The following is a 14379-nucleotide window of genomic DNA, read 5'->3' as shown; positions in this document are numbered from 1 at the left end:
GCTGTTTCCACCCGCACAATTTGCGTCACCGGAGGAGGTGACCGCCCATGTTTCTCGATAATCGCCAAGTGGCGATGGACAGCGTGCTGGAAGCGCTGGCCGACAGTCTCGATTATTTCCAGGACAATTTCGAGCGCCTGCGCCCCGCGCTGCGTGATCGGCTGAAACCGCATTACGAAGAGCGTGGCCAGGCCATGCGCGAGCTGCAGAAACTTGCCAAGGAACATCTCGATATTTTACCGCGTGATGCCGACGTGGAGCGCGATGACTACCTCTGGCTGTGGAGCCGTATCAAGAGTTTCGTGGGTAACGACAGCCAAGTGCTTATCGGCGAGCTTCTCGAGCAGGAGCGCGTCTTGATGCAGGCCCTGGGCACGGCGTTCACCCATCCGCTACCGGACCCGCTGGAACCGGTGCTGGAACGCTGCTGGAAGAATTGTCGGGCGTTGATCCGCGAGCTCAACGCACAGCACAAGCGCTGATGCCGATCTCGGGCACTATCACTTCTCTTTATTGCGGATAGGCAACGTTTCAGGCGGCCCGAGAAAGTAAGGTACCCTTCCCCACAGATAGATATCACCGACGGTCGCTGCACGTGCTAGCCATTCGCGCAGCCAAAGCTGCCACTCGCCCCCGACTCGACCATCCGGCACGGCACACCCTTCCGCTTTCAAGCCGACCGCATCAGCGATAAACAAGGCACGCGGCAAGTGCCATGCCTGCGAGATCATCAGCACGTGCTCGGCCCCGAAGACACGACGAGCCCGCACCACGCTGTCGAAGGTGCTGAAACCGGCATAATCGAGCGTCATATCGTCACTATCGACGTTACGAGCACGCAATGAGCGCCACATCGACACGGGCTCGTTGTAATAGCGCGTACGATTGTCACCAGACAGCAAAAGATGCTGGACGCGCCCCAGGCGCAGCAATTGCGCTGCGGCTTCCATGCGTGCGGCGAAATAGGGGTTATGACCGCCACCACGAAGTCCCTCGGCGGTACCGAAGACCAACCCGACCGGCTCGGCGTCGCACACCAGCGTATCGTGATGAATACGACCAGCCGTCTTGGCGAACACCCAGATGTTGAGCGCCACCACCACGGCGAACATGAAGATCATGCCGACAAGACACCACTTGAGCAGTCGCCATCCCCACCGAATGAGTCCCCGGCGACCGTTTTCTAGCGGCATGCGGATCTCCAACGAATAAGGGGGCGTCAGTCACGCCCCACCATGAGAAAGAGAGCGACGAAGGCCGCATCCTAGAACATGCCCAGTTCCAGCCTCGCCTCCTCTGTCATCATCTCACGGCTCCAGGGCGGATCGAAAACGATCTCGACATGCACTTTGGACACTTGCACCGCGCCCTGGAGTTTGCGTCGAGCATCTTCGGCGATCACCTCGCCCATGCCACATCCCGGCGCGGTCAAGGTCATGCGAATGGTCACCATGGTCTCGCCACTCAGTAGATGCTCGATACGGCATCCGTAGACCAGGCCCAGGTCGACGATATTGACCGGAATCTCCGGGTCGAAACAGGTCCGCAGCTGCGCCCAGATAAAGGCCTCGAGCTCCTCGTCGCTGGCCCCCTCGGACAGGGACACACGCGATACTGCCTCGAGCCCCAGGGCATCGAGGTCATGTCCCTCGAGCAGAAACATGCGTCCCTCGAAGCCGACACTGACCGTTCCGCCCTTGGCCTGCATCACCGAGACGATGCTGTCCTCGGTCAAGGTCTCGCTTTTGCCAAAGGGAATCGAGATTGCCTCGACATCGCGCTGCAAGGGCATTTCCTGCCCCTTGTAGAGGCTTTGCAGTTGATCCATGCCGTCTCCGTTAGCGCACCATGGCGATGACTTTCTGTAAGGCTTCGACGAACGCATCGACCTCTTCCGGCGTATTGTAAGCTGCCACAGAGGCGCGACACGTTGCGTCGAGGCCCATGCTGGCGAGTACGGGCTGGGAGCAATGATGCCCGGTACGGATCGCCACGCCAAGTTGATCAATCAGCAGGCCGATATCTTGAGAATGTGCTCCGTCGACCACGAACGACAGCACACTCACCTTGTCCGGGGCCGTGCCGATCATACGCAGACCATCGACCTCCTTCAGCTTGTCGGTGGCACGCTCGAGCAGGTGATGCTCCCACGCCGCCATCCGGTCAATGCCGGTCTCCGCTATCCAGTCGAATGCCGCTCCCAGAGCGATCACTTCCGCGATAGCCGGTGTGCCGGCTTCGAACTTGTGCGGAATTTCGCTGTACACCGTACCCTTCTCGAAGGACACGCGACTGATCATCTCGCCACCGCCCTGCCAAGGCGGCATCGACTCGAGCAAGGCCTCACGGCCATAGAGTGCGCCAACGCCGGTGGGACCATAAGCCTTATGCCCCGAAAACGCATAGAAATCGACGTCCAGTGCCTGGACATCCACGCGCTGATGCGGCACCGCCTGGGCACCGTCGACCAGGACCAATGCGCCATGCTCATGCGCTGCGCGCGCCATTTCCGCCACCGGATTGACGGTGCCCAGCGCATTCGAGACGTGATTGACGCACACCAGGCGCGTACGCTCGCCCAACATGTCTCGGTAAGCCGCTTGGTCGAGCACACCGCGCTCATCGACCGGAATCACCTGAAGCGTGACATCCAGCGCCTCGGCCAGCATTTGCCAAGGCACGATATTCGAATGGTGCTCCATCAACGAGACGATGATCTCGTCACCCGGGCGCAGGTTGGCCCGCCCCCAGCTATTGGCGACTAGATTAATCGCCTCGGTGGTGCCACGCGTGAAGACGATCTCGCGATGCGACGCCGCCCCCAGCCAGGCACGTACTTTCTCGCGCGTGCCCTCGTAAGCTGCCGTGGCCTCGTCAGCCAGGGTATGCAGCCCGCGATGGATGTTGGCGTTATAGCGCCGATAGTAATCGTCCAGCGTATCGATGACCGCCGTCGGCGTCTGACTGGTCGCCGCGTTATCCAGATAGATCAACGGCTTGCCGTGGACTTCCCGTTCGAGGACCGGGAAGTCGTTACGCACACGCGCCACATCCAGCATCGTCTCGGCAAAGGCATTCATGGACTCAGGCCTCCTCAAGCGCGTCGGAAACCTCTACCAGATCCGCAAGATTGAAGCGCTCGGGCAATTTGCCTGCCACCGCACGCTCGACACGCTCGGCGATGACCGGCAGGCGCACCCGATCCATCACCTCGCCAGCGAACGCCAACGTCAGAAGACCGCGCGCCATCTGTTCGTCGATGCCGCGCGTACGCAATGCAAAAACGGCCTCCTCGTCGAGCTGGCCGGTCGTCGCGCCGTGCGAGCACTTGACGTCGTCGGCGTAGATTTCCAGTTCGGGCTTGGTATCGATTTCGGCGCGATCGGACAAAAGCAGGTTGGCGTTATTCTGATTCGCCTCGATCTGTTGACTATCACGCTTGACGACCACTTTGCCATTGAACACGCCCCGGGCACGGTCGTTGAGAATGCCCTTGTAGTTCTCGTCGGAGAAGGTGTTCGGCGCGTTATGCCTGACCAGGGTGTGATTGTCGACGTGTTGACGGCCCTGAACGAAGAACAGGCCATTGTAATTGGTCTCTGCACCTTGCGCGTTGAGATCCGTGACCAAATCAGTGCGCACCAGCGCGCCGCCCAGGTTCAAGTTGAACGACGTAAAGCGCGAATCGCGACTCTGCTCGACGTGGATGCTCGCCACGTGCAGGTCCTCGGTCGAGGCTTCCTGCAACTTGTAGTGATCGACGATGGCGCCGCGTTCGAGCATGACTTCGCTGACCACGTTGGTGAAGTTGGCCGCACCCGCCTCGCCGGCGTAATGCTCGACCACCGTGGACTGACTACGCGCTCCGGCCATTACCAACACGCGAGGATGGCTCATCCGCGCCGATTCATTGGCGCGCGAGGCAAAGACCACATAGATCGGTTTGTCGACGACGACGCCCTGACCGATGCGCACGACCGCACCTTCTTCGGAAAGCGCCACGTTGAGCGCGGTGAACGGCGAGAAGTCGACCCCCGCCAGGCGCCCGATGGCACCGCCGATCGCCTCGTGATTGGTACGCATCGCCGTGGTCAAGGGCTCGATGGAAACACCTTCGGGCAGCTCCGTCAGGTCGGATAAGGCCGCCGAAAAGACGCCATCGACAAACACCAGACGATGGGCATCCAATGGCATGTCGAGTGCCGCGAAACGCGCCTCGTCGAGTTCGGCGTCATCGGCCAGCGTAAATTCGCCCTCGGCGATGCGTCTGACATCGGTATATTTCCAGGCCTCGTCACGCTTGGTGGGAAATCCCAAGGCTTCGAAGCGTTCTGCCCCGGCCTGGCGGCGTGCCGCCACCCAAGTGGGCTCGTCATCGACTCGCTCGCCGAGCCGCTGTAGAAAAGCGTGTGCTGCACTCATGCTGCAGACTCCTCCAGCACCCATTCATACCCGCGTGCTTCAAGCTCGTTAGCAAGATCCTTATCACCGGACTTGACGATACGGCCGTCCACCAGAACATGGACATGATCCGGCACGATGTGCTCGAGCAAACGCTGATAATGCGTCACCATAAGGATCGCGCGGTCCGCGCTGCGCAGCGAATTGACACCCTCGGCGACCACCTTCATGGCGTCGATATCAAGCCCGGAGTCGATCTCGTCGAGCATCGCCAGCTTGGGTTGCAATACCAGCATCTGCAGGATCTCGTTGCGCTTCTTCTCACCGCCTGAGAACCCCTCGTTGACTGCACGCTGCAAGAAGCTGCCGTCCATCTTCATGAAACTCAACTGCTCGCGAACCAGTTTCATGAATTCCGGCGCCGGAATTTCCTCTTCACCACGCGCGACACGCTGCGCGTTGAGCGCCGCCTTGAGCAGGTAGATATTCTTGACGCCCGGAATTTCCACGGGGTACTGGAAGCCCAGCAGAATGCCGGCCAGCGCACGCTCTTCGATTTCCATTTCCAGCAGGTTCTTGCCTTCGAACAGCACCTCGCCGCTGGTCACCTCGTAACCGTCCTTGCCCGCGACCACTGCCGACAGCGTCGACTTGCCCGCCCCGTTGGGGCCCATCAAGGCATGAACCTCGCCGGGATTGACGGTCAAGTTCAGCCCCTTGAGGATTTCCGAACCTTCCACCGTGACGTGCAGATCTTTGACTTCGAGCATCTTGATACCTTGCTTGCGTTCGAGTCGCCCGGCGACTCCGATACATGGGTTGAGACCTTGTCTGTGCGTCTGACGGTATATCGGGCGCGTTACCCGACTGCCCCTTCCAGCGTCACATTGAGAAGCGCCTCGGCTTCCACTGCGAATTCCATCGGCAGCTCCTGGAAGACGTCCTTGCAGAAGCCGTTGACGATCATGTTGACGGCATCTTCTTCGGAAATGCCGCGCGCCTGGCAATAGAACAACTGATCCTCGCCGATCTTCGAGGTGGTCGCCTCATGCTCCACGGTCGCCGAGTTGTTGCCGATTTCTTGATACGGGAAGGTATGCGCGCCGCAGCGGTCACCGATCAACAGTGAATCGCACTGCGTGAAGTTGCGCGCGTTCTTGGCGCGCGGACCGACCTTGACCAGGCCACGATACGCCTGATCGCTGCGTCCGGCGGCGATACCCTTGGAGATAATGGTCGAGCGCGTGCCTTCGCCGATATGAATCATCTTGGTGCCGGTATCGGCCTGCTGACGGCCGTTGGTCACCGCCACGGAATAGAACTCGCCAACACTATCCTTGCCACGCAGCATGCAGGACGGATACTTCCAGGTGATCGCCGAGCCGGTCTCGACCTGCGTCCAACTGATCTTGGAGCGGTCGCCCCGGCAATCGCCGCGCTTGGTGACAAAGTTGTAGATGCCGCCCTTGCCGTCCTCGTCGCCGGGATACCAGTTCTGGACCGTCGAGTACTTGATGTTGGCATCTTCCAGCGCCACTAGCTCGACCACCGCCGCATGCAGCTGGTTCTCGTCACGCTGCGGCGCCGTGCAGCCTTCCAGATAGGAGACCTGGGCGCGCTTGTCGCAGACGATCAGCGTGCGCTCGAACTGGCCGGTATTCGCCGCGTTGATGCGGAAATAGGTGGACAGCTCCATGGGGCACTCGACGCCTTCGGGCACATAGACGAAGGAACCGTCGGTAAACACCGCCGAGTTGAGCGCGGCGAAGTAGTTATCACCCTGAGGCACGACGCTTCCCAGGTACTGGCGCACCAGCTCGGGATATTCACGAATCGCCTCGGAAATCGAGCAGAAGATGACACCCGCTTCCGCCAGCTTCTCCTTGAAGGTGGTCGTCACGGAAACGGAGTCGAACACCGCATCCACCGCGACCCCGGCCAGCGCCGCACGCTCGTGCAGCGGAATCCCCAACTTCTCGTAGGTTTCCAGGAGCTTGGGATCGACCTCGTCGAGGCTCTGCGGCTTGTCTTCCTGCTTTTTGGGCGCGCTGTAATAGGAGATCGCCTGATAATCGATAGGCGGATAGTCAAGATGCGCCCAGGAAGGCGTAGTCATTTGCAACCATTGACGATAAGCCTCCAGGCGCCATTCGAGCATCCACTCGGGCTCGCCCTTCTTGTTCGAGATGAAGGCGATGGTGTTTTCATCCAACCCCGGCGGTACGGTATCGCTTTCGATGTCGGTCACGAATCCTTGAGTATATTCGCGACTGACAAGCTCTTCCATTTCCTGACTTGCCATGGTGTCTCTCCTCCCGAGCGGTATGCTCTCGGCTCGTGGCCAGCGCCACGGCCCCGATATCGTGTGATCAAACCTCGGCGCGACTCGCCAAGGTCACGCTCTGTATGGGCAATTGGACGGGCAGTTTCAGCGGCGATTCCTGGGCCAGATGCGCCAGAGTCACGCTGTCGAGCAAGGTACGAATCGCCAGCGAGACACGCTGCCAGTTATCGGCGACGCCACAGGTATCGACTAGATCGCAGTCACCATCGGCGTGGCTGCACTCAGTCATCGCCACCGGCCCTTCAATGGCGCCGATGATGTCGGAAGTGGTGATCGAGGTCGCCGGTCGCGCCAACCGATAACCGCCCAACGAACCACGCCGCGATTCCAAAAGCCCGGCTCTCACCAACATTTTCAACGTCTTACTGACGGTGGGGTGTGGCAACTGCACCGCATCCGCCAATTCGGTAGCGGCATGTGCCTGTTCCGGATAACGCGCGATCTGCGCCATCACCACGGCGGCGTAGTCGGTTAGCCTGGAAAGCTTCAACATGCCTTCACTCCACGATTCATCTATTGAGGACCATTTTAGTCCCCTATCGATTCGATGTGAAGGGAACCAATCACTTCGCGCCTTCGAGCGCCATCTTGGCGTCACGATAACGACCATTCGCATCAATAATGACAATTGTTAGCATTTGAGAAGACTATCGCCTCTTGCCTTGGGCACGATTCACCCGCACATTCGAGACAGAACTTCAGTCGGATACCGTCATGCGACGTCACCTGAGCCAGGAACTGCACAATTTCATCGAGCGGGGCCGCGACCGCCAATTGCGTCTCGCCGTCACCGGACTTTCCCAAGCCGGCAAGACCGCCTTTCTGACTTCGCTGGTGCATCAGTTGCGCCATGCGGGACTGGAAGCACGTCTCGATTTGCTGCGCGCCGCCCGCGAGGGGCGCCTCTTGGGCGCCCAGCGAGTCGCTCAGCCTGATCTCGGCGTGCCCCGCTTTCCTTACGACGCCGCCATGACCTCCCTCGACGGCACACCACCGCACTGGCCGGCGCCCACCCGAGGTATCAGTGAACTACGTCTGACCATCAAGCATCGCACGCGCCGCGCTCGGGGGCTGCTGGGTGATACGGCGACGCTCACCCTCGACTTGATCGACTACCCCGGTGAATGGCTGCTCGACCTGCCCCTGCTCGAGCACGACTTCCTGAGTTGGAGCGAGGCGCAGCAAGCCGCCATGGGCAGTGAGCGCCAACGCCTCGCCGCGACCTGGCTGCGTGCTGTCGAGGCTCTGGCCCCGGACGACGACGCCGACGAAAGCCAACTCGCCGAGATCGCCGCGCATTACGCCGACGCGTTGCGCGCCTCTCGCGAGGCCGGTTTCGCCGACCTGCAGCCGGGCCGCTTTCTGCTCCCGGGCGACCTGGAAGATGCGCCGGTACTGCAGTTTTTCCCGCTTCCCGGCGTGAGCGAAGCCAATCGTGCCGAGCTTGAGGCTTTGCCCGAGACGAGCGTCTACAAGACGCTGGCGCGGCGCTTCGACCATTACCGCCGTCACGTGGTCAAACCGTTCTACCGCGAGCATTTCCGACACTTCGACCGTCAGATCGTGCTGGTCGATGTGCTGGGCGCGCTCAACGCCGGCCCAGAGCGCTTCGAGGATCTCTCCCGGGCGCTGAGCACCCTGATGCGGAGCTTCGACTACGGCAAGCGCACCCTGATGAGCCGACTGTTCTCGCCGCGCATCGATCGTCTTGCCATCGCCGCGACCAAGGCCGACCACGTGACGCCCGAACAGCATCCCAACGTCGTCGCGCTGCTCGAAGCACTGCTCGCCGAGCCGCTCAAGGACCTGCGCTATGCCGACGTACCGGTGAAAGCGCTGTCCTTGGCGGCGGTGCGTGCCACCAAGCCACGCGAAGTGGATAATGACGGTCAACGCCGCGCCGCTCTACGTGGTACCACCCTGGAAGGCGAAGACGTACTGCTGTTCCCCGGCGACGTGCCGCCCCGCTTGCCTGAGCGCGACTTCTGGGCCCGCCAGGGATTCGATTTCACGGCGTTTCGGCCCCCACATCGCGACACACCCGAATTGCCGCATGTGCGCATGGATGCAGCGCTCGACTGGCTGATTGGAGATAAATTGAAATGAGCGAGCCGCGCCCCGGACAACGTTTTCGCGTCGACCCTGAGCCGCCACCCCACTTTACCGCCGCCCCCGAACCGGGGGAGCGCTTTCACCCGGACAGCGTTTCTCAACCGCTCGCAGTCCAGGACAGCGCGCCGGACATACCACTCGAAGCCAGCCTGGGCAAACCCCGCAAGCGCCGCTGGGGGCTGATGACGCTGCTCGGCGGTTCCATAGCGCTAGGCAGTGTGGAGGTGGCGCGTCATCTATATACCGCCACCCTGGGCGGAGACTGGCTGGCAGGCGCCTGGAGCGCGCTGGGGCTATTGGCGCTGGGCTTGGGTGGCGTGGCGCTCTTGCGCGAGCTATGGCGTCTGCGGCGTCTGAAGCGGCACACCCAATTGCGTGACCAACTCGACGCCCCCGAAGAGGCCACGCCCCAGGACATGCAGACACTCGCCGAGCGCTTGCGACGCCAGATGAAGCTAGGCGACGACGATCCCAACTGGCGCGCTTTTCAAGCGGCGCATCAGTCGCACCACGACGCCCAGGAAACACGTACCCTGCTAGCGCACCACCTTCTAGCCCCGCGCGACCGTCAAGCACGCCGACTGATCGCGCGCATGTCCGGCGAAACGGCCGTCATGGTCGCCGTCAGCCCGGTCACCTTTATCGACATGGCCTTGATGGCGTGGCGTAATATCGGCCTGATCGACCGTCTTGCCGCGCTCTACGGTCTGGAACTGGGCTACGCCAGCCGCCTGCGCCTGTTCCGCGCGGTGCTCTACAACATGGCCTTCGCCGGCGCCAGCGAGATCGCCACGGATGCCGGGATGGACCTGCTCTCGATGAACGTGGCCGGCAAGCTTTCCACCCGCGCCGGCCAAGGGCTCGGCGCTGGTCTTCTCACCGCGCGGCTCGGTCTGCGCACGCTGCGCATGACACGCCCGATCCCCTTCGACGAGGGCGAAGCCCCACATCTCGCCGATCTGCGCCGCGAACTCTGGCAACGCCTGCGTCAGTTGGAAACAAAGGACGACGCATCACGTTAGCGCGAAGAACTCTCGCAACTGACAGGCAACGCCATAAGGATGGTGGTGGCCGATGCGTGCGGCGTCAGGCACGCGCCGCACCAATTCGGGGTGAGCGTTTTCCACGATGAAGCCATGGCCAGCCAATGCCAGCATCTCGGCGTCATTGAGGTTATCGCCGAACGCCAGGCAGCGCGCTGCAGGTAGCTCGAGATGCGTCAAAAGACGCTCCAGCGTGGCGCCCTTGTTGACGCCTTCCGCCATGATCTCTAGTGAATGGGACATCGAATAGGTTATGTGCAGCCGCGTCCCTAGCGCTTCGTTGATGCTCTGCTCCAACGACGCCAGCGCCGTAGGGTCGCCGATGCACAACACCTTGCCCACCCCATTGCCATCATGGGCCTCGAGATTGGCGACTCGATAATGAAAACCCGTATGCGCATGCAAGGCCTTCAACTCGGGGGCCGACGCATCGATCAACCACTCGTCGCCGGTATAAAGATTGAGCCGGATATCGGCATCGCGCGGCATCGCTATCAACGTCCGTACCAATTCGGCCGGCACCCACTGCTCAGCGATCAGGCGATCGTCGGGTGCATAAAGATGCGCGCCGTTGGTACTCAAAATATAGGCGGGCACGCCCAATCGACGGCGAAACGCGGTGATATCGTGAAAGTGACGCCCCGAGGCTAGTGCCAGATGATGGCCCTCGGCGGCCAGTGCCTGAAAGGTCTCGATGGTCATCTCATCGAGATCGTGCTCGGCATTGAGCAGGGTGTTATCCAGATCCGTAACAATCAGATGAGGCTGCATGCGGCTTCCCGGTTGGTTCGCGACCTCCCAAGGTTACCGCATATCAGTCTAGAGTTGGGGACTGGCGTTAGCGCCATGTCTGTTGGTCAAGGTGCATCTCACAGCAGGACAGACCCATAGCAGAACGAGCGATATCGACGACTCCAACGCCAGTGTGATCGATCATTACGTACTTTTTCCTTGAGTCGCCCAACTGTTCAACATTTTCGTCGTGCTGCGCATGGCGGATAGATGCTGAACAGTTCCATGCCTAGAGAGCGCTATTCTCGTCATCTTCATCAGGCTTCGCCGAGCCCTGGTGTTCCAGCGGCGTGGCTCGGTCGAGACGCGGATGGTTATTACGGAACTCCTGATGCGGATCGTCGAGGGCATCTAGCGCTTGAATGGTGTAGGTCAGCGCATGGATCGCCGCGAGCACGTCCTGAGTATTGCCGGTCTCGGAGATGGTGTGCATGTTGCGGATCGGAAAACCGATCGAGGTGGCAGCGCAATCCACCGCCGCCAGCACCCCGGCCATACCGTCGGTGCCGGTGTCGGCGCCGACCATGTCTCGCTGCATGGGAATGTCGTGCTGCTTGGCGGTGCTCTCGATGATCCGATTGAGCTGCTCGCTGGCGATCGCGCCCACCGCCATGGTGAAGCCCTTGCCCATTTCCAACGGCTGCATGCGTCGGTCGCCGATGCCGGGCGCCGCCACATAGTCGTGATTGACGTCGACGCCGATCAGCACGTCCGGCTCGAGCTCCCCGGCCAGCACCCGGCTACCTAAGCGGCCGATCTCCTCGTAGCTGGCGATGGCGAACAGCACACGCACCTGCCGAGTGCCGCCCGCCTCGGCGATCAGCCGTGCGACCTCGCTGGTGACAAAGCAGCCCAGGCCGTTGTCCAGGTAGGCGCCATAGAAGGTGTCGGGGCTGAAGCCGGGACGGATGGGGCGATCCATGATGATCGAGTCGCCGGGGCGCACGCCGAGATTCAAGACCTGCTGCTTCTTGTTCTCGCCGTGGATCTGCAGATCCAGATAGAGCTGCTCCTTCTTGATGCCCCGTTCGCCCGAGCGCACCGCCGGGTCGGCGAAATGGATGGCGCCCAGCGCCTCCACCGTACCGCCCTGGATCACCCGGTAGTTGCCGGGACTTTCCGGATCCTCGCTGAACAGCTTGACCTCGTGGCCGATCAGCACGGTGGGCAGGAAGGAATCGCTATTGATCCAGATCTTGCCGTCGTCGCCGATCGAGCGCACCTGCATGCGAATCTTGTCGGCATGCCCAATCAGCATCACCTTGAACATGTCGTCGCGACCAGGATGGGTATCCAGCACCACGCCGGCATGGCCCTGATACTGGTGCAGATGCCAATCGCTGGGCGCGAACGACTCGAACTGCGGCTTGAGCACGCCATAGGTCATTGCGCCCTCCAGCCCCACCGGGCTGGGTGCATCGAGGATCTCGCGCATTAGCTTGAACTGCTGTTCCTGCATTGGCCGGTTCCAGGGTTGCTTCTTCTCGCTCATTGCGCTCACTCTTTGTGAAGTCAGTGTCTATAGAAGACTAGTCTGGCAGATTTCAGGCCACTAACTGAAGCCAAACATAACGATGCTCTGCGCGGCGCTGCGGCGTCATGGGCGTGGGCGCCTACGTGTCCGGTAGGCTCCAGGCCCCCGATTCGTCAGTCCGTTCGCGAAAGCAACGCGGCGCGCAGCTCGTCCGAAAGCGGTGGTTCGGCCAGCCAGATGCCGAAATAAGCCCGAGCCAGCTCGCCGTCGTCCGACTCGAAGAGCGTATCACCGTTCAGGCTCAGACTCAGTCGTGGCACGTCCGGGTTCCAGTCAAGCCTATAGCGATCACCGTCAGTGACACTGATCATGGCATTCTGGATCGCCTCGACCTTGGGACGAAGCGCCTCGAGGGCACTATCCTGAAACTGCTCCTCCAGAGTGGCCCAGGTCGCCTTACGGATATCCGCAACGTCCACATCACGCCGATACTCGAGGAGCAGACTCATCGGCATCTCGGCGTTGATGATGGCATCCTGGCTAGCGTCCGCCGGTGCGTAAAGCGCCGCGTCATATACATCCCAGAGCATATAACTGGCGGTGCCTGCCCCTTGCAAGACGACCTCACTCCCGTCCAGTGACTTCTCATCCGGAAACGACGCGGCGAGCGCCGCGCCACCGCTCCAACCGACCGCCATTGCCAGCCCCACTCCTCCGGCAAAACCGCTTAAAACAGCGCGTAGCGTCATGATGACTCCCCGTCTGGATTAGACTTGGTGAAGAACAGCGTATCCTCTCCACCTTGGATACCGAATTTCGTTACAGTCGCCCAATTGATCATCACACTCGCCTCTGGTGGCATACATTCTCCATCGACAACCCGGAGCTTATTCATGTCTCGTACTATCGAAGTCCCCGCCGCCGACGGCACCATCGACGCGCATATCTTCACACCCGGGAACGCCGACGGCCCTCTACCGGCCGTGGTGCTGTTCACCGATATCGGTGGCCTGCGCCCCTGCTATCACGAGAAAGCCCAGCGAATCGCCGATCACGGCTATGCCGTGTTGATGCCCAACGTGTACTACCGCGATGCGAGCGGGTCTCTCGTGCCGGAGGGCAAGTCCTTCCGCGATCCGGATGTACGCCCAACCCTGGTCGAGTATGCCGGCCACCTCACGCCCGAGGCACAATCCCGCGACTTCATCGCCCTACTGGACTGCATCGACAACGAGGCCGAGTTCGCGGACGGCAAGATAGGCGTGATCGGCTATTGCATGACCGGCGCCTTCGCACTGCGCATGGCGGCCGAACACGCCGGTCGTGTCGCGGCTGCAGCCGGATTCCACTCAGCCCGGCTCGCGGAGGCAGACGACCCGAACAGCCCCAGGCATGTGGTCGGCAATATCCAAGGGCGCGTCTATTTCGGTCACGCCGACAAGGATGAACTGCTACCCCCCGAGCAGATCGCCTGCATGGACGAAGCGTTAGCCGCCGCCGGCGTGCACTTCACCACCGAACTCTACAAAGACGCCGCCCACGGCTTCACCGCCAAGGACGCCCCCTCCTACGATGCCGCCGCCGATGACCTGCATCACAAGCGACTAACCACTCTTCTGGAAGAAACGCTGTGACGTCTAAATTAGGCCACTGGCGAGCGGCCAGCGGCCATGACCACCAAGATCCACAAGCCGAGCACAGCCAGAAAGTTGATGGTGAAGACGATTCCCCTGAGACGGACGTTGTGGGTAAGAATTTGAACTGCACTATGCAGCAGACGACCCGCGACGAAGACCCAGGCAAGCGCAAACGCGGCCGGGCTAACCTGAAGATATAGCAAGATGAGGCAAGCGGCATGGAACGCCAGTGGCCACTCGAATTGATTGGACAAGTTGGCACTGATGCGTGGCTCGACAGCCGCCCATGGATTAGTGCCGTCTGACCTGCGCCCAATCCCCCAAACGGCGGGAGCCCGTGCAGCCGTCAGCAGCACATACAGGAAGGCAGAAAGGGCGACGTGTGCTGCCATGGAAAGAATCAACGCCTGCGGCATGTCTTACTCCTGTGGCTTAGTGCTACAACTTAGTTGCCGCCCCGCTTGGGACGGTCAACTACAGCATTTCGTTGGGCATCTCTTGTCTGCGTCGCGGCTTGAAACGCCAATTCTCTGGAACCTTAATTCTTTTACTACGGACCATACTGCCCAACCAAGC

At 61.1% G+C, this 14379-nt stretch carries 15 protein-coding genes; 4 read left to right on the top strand and 11 right to left on the bottom strand.

Going from position 1 to position 14379, the window contains the following annotated elements; translation table 11 throughout:
• Window positions 1-47 precede the first annotated feature (47 nt).
• Window positions 48-482: a hypothetical protein gene (locus OP495_RS04205; protein ID WP_280561603.1), complete on the top strand. Its 435-nt coding sequence runs from the start codon at window positions 48-50 to the stop codon at window positions 480-482.
• A gap of 18 nt (window positions 483-500) precedes the next feature.
• On the opposite strand, the gene OP495_RS04200 is transcribed toward OP495_RS04205, so the two are convergent.
• The 7 genes from OP495_RS04200 to OP495_RS04170 form a co-directional block, all read right to left on the bottom strand.
• Window positions 501-1193: an ElyC/SanA/YdcF family protein gene (locus OP495_RS04200; protein ID WP_280567455.1), complete on the bottom strand. Its 693-nt coding sequence runs from the start codon at window positions 1191-1193 to the stop codon at window positions 501-503.
• A 71-nt stretch (window positions 1194-1264) separates the two neighbouring features.
• Entirely contained in the window at window positions 1265-1828 is a 564-nt protein-coding gene (sufT, locus tag OP495_RS04195; protein ID WP_280561605.1) for a putative Fe-S cluster assembly protein SufT, read from the bottom strand.
• Window positions 1829-1838: 10 nt separating this feature from the next.
• Entirely contained in the window at window positions 1839-3080 is a 1242-nt protein-coding gene (locus OP495_RS04190; RefSeq protein ID WP_280561607.1) for a cysteine desulfurase, read from the bottom strand.
• 4 nt (window positions 3081-3084) lie between these two features.
• Window positions 3085-4422, bottom strand: a complete 1338-nt coding sequence (gene sufD / locus OP495_RS04185; protein WP_280561609.1) for a Fe-S cluster assembly protein SufD — start codon at window positions 4420-4422, stop codon at window positions 3085-3087.
• On the bottom strand, window positions 4419-5171 hold the full coding sequence (gene sufC / locus OP495_RS04180) for a Fe-S cluster assembly ATPase SufC (protein ID WP_280561610.1): 753 nt from the start codon (window positions 5169-5171) through the stop codon (window positions 4419-4421). The genes sufD and sufC overlap by 4 nt, the downstream gene beginning before the upstream one ends.
• A gap of 89 nt (window positions 5172-5260) precedes the next feature.
• A complete protein-coding gene (sufB, locus tag OP495_RS04175) occupies window positions 5261-6703 on the bottom strand; it encodes a Fe-S cluster assembly protein SufB (RefSeq protein WP_280561612.1) in 1443 nt (480 codons plus the stop codon).
• A gap of 67 nt (window positions 6704-6770) precedes the next feature.
• Window positions 6771-7238: an SUF system Fe-S cluster assembly regulator gene (locus OP495_RS04170; RefSeq protein ID WP_280561613.1), complete on the bottom strand. Its 468-nt coding sequence runs from the start codon at window positions 7236-7238 to the stop codon at window positions 6771-6773.
• A 221-nt stretch (window positions 7239-7459) separates the two neighbouring features.
• Here OP495_RS04170 and OP495_RS04165 point away from each other — a divergent pair, with 221 nt between their 5' ends.
• Both OP495_RS04165 and OP495_RS04160 read left to right on the top strand, forming a co-directional pair.
• Window positions 7460-8851 (top strand): YcjX family protein, encoded by a 1392-nt coding sequence (locus OP495_RS04165; RefSeq protein ID WP_280567452.1) that lies wholly within the window; start codon window positions 7460-7462, stop codon window positions 8849-8851.
• Window positions 8848-9879, top strand: a complete 1032-nt coding sequence (locus tag OP495_RS04160; RefSeq protein WP_280567450.1) for a TIGR01620 family protein — start codon at window positions 8848-8850, stop codon at window positions 9877-9879. Before OP495_RS04165 ends, OP495_RS04160 begins: the two co-directional genes overlap by 4 nt.
• On the opposite strand, the gene OP495_RS04155 is transcribed toward OP495_RS04160, so the two are convergent.
• The 3 genes from OP495_RS04155 to OP495_RS04145 all read right to left on the bottom strand — a co-directional run bounded on the left by OP495_RS04155 (window position 9871) and on the right by OP495_RS04145 (window position 12915).
• Window positions 9871-10671 (bottom strand): Cof-type HAD-IIB family hydrolase, encoded by an 801-nt coding sequence (locus OP495_RS04155; RefSeq protein ID WP_280567448.1) that lies wholly within the window; start codon window positions 10669-10671, stop codon window positions 9871-9873. The two genes, OP495_RS04160 and OP495_RS04155, sit on opposite strands and share 9 nt — an antisense overlap.
• A gap of 250 nt (window positions 10672-10921) precedes the next feature.
• Window positions 10922-12184 (bottom strand): M20/M25/M40 family metallo-hydrolase, encoded by a 1263-nt coding sequence (locus tag OP495_RS04150; RefSeq protein ID WP_280567445.1) that lies wholly within the window; start codon window positions 12182-12184, stop codon window positions 10922-10924.
• Window positions 12185-12339: 155 nt separating this feature from the next.
• Window positions 12340-12915 (bottom strand): chalcone isomerase family protein, encoded by a 576-nt coding sequence (locus OP495_RS04145; RefSeq protein WP_280561618.1) that lies wholly within the window; start codon window positions 12913-12915, stop codon window positions 12340-12342.
• 144 nt (window positions 12916-13059) lie between these two features.
• Between OP495_RS04145 and OP495_RS04140 the strand changes: the two genes are divergently transcribed.
• Window positions 13060-13800 carry a dienelactone hydrolase family protein gene (locus OP495_RS04140; protein ID WP_280567442.1) on the top strand — a complete coding sequence of 247 codons (741 nt, stop codon included), beginning with the start codon at window positions 13060-13062 and terminating at the stop codon, window positions 13798-13800.
• A gap of 8 nt (window positions 13801-13808) precedes the next feature.
• Here OP495_RS04140 and OP495_RS04135 read toward each other — a convergent pair whose 3' ends face one another.
• The gene (locus OP495_RS04135) at window positions 13809-14219 is read right to left on the bottom strand and encodes an MAPEG family protein (protein WP_280567439.1); all 411 of its coding nucleotides are present in this window, start codon (window positions 14217-14219) and stop codon (window positions 13809-13811) included.
• Between the last annotated feature and the right edge of the window lie 160 nt (window positions 14220-14379).

It is taken from the genome of Chromohalobacter sp. 296-RDG (genome assembly GCF_029889885.1).
GTDB lineage: Bacteria > Pseudomonadota > Gammaproteobacteria > Pseudomonadales > Halomonadaceae > Chromohalobacter.
This window is presented reverse-complemented; position numbering and strand designations above follow the sequence as displayed.

Bases quoted from the DNA above. Each gene is read 5' to 3' on its own strand.
- OP495_RS04140 (WP_280567442.1), top strand. From the start codon at position 13,060: ATGTCTCGTACTATCGAAGTCCCCGCCGCCGACGGCACCATCGACGCG.
- OP495_RS04145 (WP_280561618.1), bottom strand. From the start codon at position 12,915: ATGACGCTACGCGCTGTTTTAAGCGGTTTTGCCGGAGGAGTGGGGCTG.
- sufC (WP_280561610.1), bottom strand. From the start codon at position 5,171: ATGCTCGAAGTCAAAGATCTGCACGTCACGGTGGAAGGTTCGGAAATC.
- sufD (WP_280561609.1), bottom strand. From the start codon at position 4,422: ATGAGTGCAGCACACGCTTTTCTACAGCGGCTCGGCGAGCGAGTCGAT.
- OP495_RS04190 (WP_280561607.1), bottom strand. From the start codon at position 3,080: ATGAATGCCTTTGCCGAGACGATGCTGGATGTGGCGCGTGTGCGTAAC.
- OP495_RS04160 (WP_280567450.1), top strand. From the start codon at position 8,848: ATGAGCGAGCCGCGCCCCGGACAACGTTTTCGCGTCGACCCTGAGCCG.
- sufB (WP_280561612.1), bottom strand. From the start codon at position 6,703: ATGGCAAGTCAGGAAATGGAAGAGCTTGTCAGTCGCGAATATACTCAA.
- OP495_RS04165 (WP_280567452.1), top strand. From the start codon at position 7,460: ATGCGACGTCACCTGAGCCAGGAACTGCACAATTTCATCGAGCGGGGC.
- OP495_RS04135 (WP_280567439.1), bottom strand. From the start codon at position 14,219: ATGCCGCAGGCGTTGATTCTTTCCATGGCAGCACACGTCGCCCTTTCT.
- OP495_RS04205 (WP_280561603.1), top strand. From the start codon at position 48: ATGTTTCTCGATAATCGCCAAGTGGCGATGGACAGCGTGCTGGAAGCG.
- sufT (WP_280561605.1), bottom strand. From the start codon at position 1,828: ATGGATCAACTGCAAAGCCTCTACAAGGGGCAGGAAATGCCCTTGCAG.
- OP495_RS04170 (WP_280561613.1), bottom strand. From the start codon at position 7,238: ATGTTGAAGCTTTCCAGGCTAACCGACTACGCCGCCGTGGTGATGGCG.
- OP495_RS04155 (WP_280567448.1), bottom strand. From the start codon at position 10,671: ATGCAGCCTCATCTGATTGTTACGGATCTGGATAACACCCTGCTCAAT.
- OP495_RS04150 (WP_280567445.1), bottom strand. From the start codon at position 12,184: ATGAGCGAGAAGAAGCAACCCTGGAACCGGCCAATGCAGGAACAGCAG.
- OP495_RS04200 (WP_280567455.1), bottom strand. From the start codon at position 1,193: ATGCCGCTAGAAAACGGTCGCCGGGGACTCATTCGGTGGGGATGGCGA.